This window comes from Halomonas sp. ND22Bw, from assembly GCF_003011945.1.
Lineage (GTDB): Bacteria > Pseudomonadota > Gammaproteobacteria > Pseudomonadales > Halomonadaceae > Halomonas > Halomonas halophila.
Window position 1 is genome coordinate 1 of the sequence record NZ_PXWD01000423.1, and the last position, 340, is coordinate 340.

The following is a 340-nucleotide window of genomic DNA, read 5'->3' on the forward strand; positions in this document are numbered from 1 at the left end:
TTTTTCGACAGACCTGTTCGACGCAGAGGGCGTCGCCGTGCTGGGCCTGCCGAACGCCGACGCGACCGAGGCGCACGGCATTGTCGGCATGGAGATGTTCGCCGACAGCAGCATCGTGTTCGACCCGAAAGCCCAAACGATCAGCGTGAAGCCCTCGGGTGTTCCGCCGGAAGGCTTCACGGCCGTCAAAGGCCGATTGGACGATAATGGACTGTTGATCGTGCCTGTGGAGATCGACGGCGTCACCTTCGACGCCTTGGTCGATACGGGCGCGGCGGTTTCCGTCGCCTCGGGCGGCGCCCCGAAGGCGCTGGGTTGGGCGGCGGACGACCCCAGGCTC

The 340-nt window shown here is 65.9% G+C and carries 1 protein-coding gene; it reads left to right on the forward strand.

Features of this window, described 5'->3' with window-relative positions; genetic code table 11:
- A partial coding sequence (locus CVH10_RS25870; protein ID WP_219924827.1) for a hypothetical protein occupies window positions 1-340 on the forward strand: 340 nt, incomplete at both ends.